The 2,033-nt window shown below is 46.2% G+C and carries 3 protein-coding genes; 1 reads left to right on the forward strand and 2 read right to left on the reverse strand.

Annotated elements, in window-relative coordinates; all coding sequences use genetic code 11:
* A partial coding sequence (locus B3180_RS13290) for an FAD-dependent oxidoreductase (RefSeq protein WP_286845025.1) occupies positions 1–506 on the reverse strand: 506 nt, incomplete at its 3' end.
* A 145-nt stretch (positions 507–651) separates the two neighbouring features.
* On the reverse strand, positions 652–1,779 hold the full coding sequence (gene ald, locus B3180_RS13295) for an alanine dehydrogenase (RefSeq protein WP_054487867.1): 1,128 nt from the start codon (positions 1,777–1,779) through the stop codon (positions 652–654).
* 138 nt (positions 1,780–1,917) lie between these two features.
* Between ald and B3180_RS13300 the strand changes: the two genes are divergently transcribed.
* Positions 1,918–2,033: AsnC family transcriptional regulator (locus B3180_RS13300; protein WP_414654056.1), on the forward strand; the 116-nt coding region annotated here is incomplete at its 3' end.

Consider the following 2,033-nt stretch of genomic DNA (forward strand, 5'->3'; position numbering starts at 1 on the left):
GCAATGTTCGACAGGTACAGGGCTTCCTCAACGGCTGTGTTACCACCGCCGACAACGCAGACCTTTTGCTTTTTGTAGAAAAAGCCGTCACAGGTTGCGCAAGCTGAAACGCCTTTACCCATGAAGGCTTCTTCTGAATCTAAGCCTAAGTACTTAGCTGAAGCGCCCGTGCTGATAATAACTGAGTCCGCGGTATACTCGCCAACGTCACCTTTTAACTGGAAAGGGCGCTTAGAAAAATCGACGCTGCTGATATGATCAAACACAATTTCTGTATCAAAACGTTCCGCATGCTTTTGCATACGCACCATAAGATCAGGACCGGTCAGACCTTCTGCGTCCCCGGGCCAGTTCTCAACATCGGTCGTGGTAGTCAACTGCCCACCTTGTTGCATACCTGTCACCATAACAGGGTTTAAATTAGCGCGTGCAGCATAGACTGCAGCTGTATAGCCAGCAGGTCCTGATCCCAGAATAAGTAACTTACAGTGTTTGGCTTCAGCCATTAGAAAAACTCCATTAATGCGTTTTTGATTGTTTATTATTTAGCTATGGGGATTGATTGTAGGGTTTACAAGCTTGACCGACAAGAACCGCAACAAAAAAGCCCGCAAACTTTTGTTCACGGGCTTGTTTCTATTAGAGTCAGTATTAACCCTGCAGAGCTTCGCGTGGGTCCTGGTAGTCCAGACCTAACTGCTGACCCAAGTCGTCGTGAATGGCTTTGTAGGTAATTTTACCCTTGTGCATATTCAGGCCGCGCAACAGGTGCTCGTTTTCCAGCATGGCTTTGACGCCCTTGTTTGCAAGTGCAATGCCGTAAGGCAAAGTTGCATTGTTAAGAGCGATAGTAGAGGTACGTGCAACGCCACCTGGCATATTAGCGACGCAGTAGTGAACAACGTCATCAATGATGTAAACAGGGTCCTGGTGCGTTGTCGCTTTTGATGTTTCAAAACAACCGCCCTGGTCAATAGCTACGTCAACCAGTACTGAACCGGGTTTCATCTTACTGATGTTTTCACGCGTAAGCAGTTTAGGTGCTGCAGCGCCGGGAATAAGAACAGCGCCAACGACTAAATCGGCTTCCTGAGAATATTTATCGATGGCATCAACGGTAGAGTAAACCGTTTGTACACGGCCAGCGAAAATATCATCCAGTTCACGTAAGCGAGGCAGAGAGCGATCGAGAATAGTGACTTCAGCACCCAGGCCAATAGCCATTTTTGCAGCGTTAGTTCCAACAACACCACCACCGATGATCAGTACTTTGCCCGGCGCTACGCCAGGAACGCCACCTAATAAGGTACCACTGCCACCGTGTGCTTTTTCTAAGTAGTGTGCACCTGCCTGAATTGACATACGACCGGCAACTTCACTCATCGGTGCTAAAAGAGGCAAACCGTTGCGGTTATCTGTGACCGTTTCGTAAGCAATAGCAGTACAACCTGCTTTACCCAGTAACTCCGTTTGAGTTGGGTCTGGGGCTAAATGCAGGAAAGTATAAAGAATTTGGCCTTCACGAAGCATTTTGCATTCGTTTGGCTGAGGTTCTTTTACTTTTACAATCATGTCGGCACGCTGGAAAATCTCTTCTGGTGTATCAATAATAGTCGCGCCGGCTTCCATGTATTGTTCGTTCGTGAAGCCAATAGCAGCACCACCGTTGTTTTCAACGATAACGTCGTGGCCATTCTCCACGTACTCGCGCACAGCAGCAGGTGTTAAGCCGATGCGGTATTCGTGGTTTTTAATTTCTTTTGGTACACCAATTAGCATTGTCTGCCTCTTACAATTTTCGTGTTTAAGGGAAATTATTTGGCGCAAATTATAGACGTAAACCCTAGTGTATTACTTACTTTTTTTAAGTTATTTTTTGGTGTGATACACTGTTAAAAGTTATTTTTTTAGAGAATTATGATGTTTAATGCCGAGCAACCCGTAGAAGTCACTATTGATAAAACTGACAGGAAGATCCTTCGGCTATTACAAGACGATGGACGTATGTCAAACGTGGAGCTGGCAAGGCGTGC

The sequence above is a fragment of the Idiomarina sp. UBA4206 genome (genome assembly GCF_002383015.1).
Classification (GTDB): domain Bacteria; phylum Pseudomonadota; class Gammaproteobacteria; order Enterobacterales; family Alteromonadaceae; genus Idiomarina; species Idiomarina abyssalis.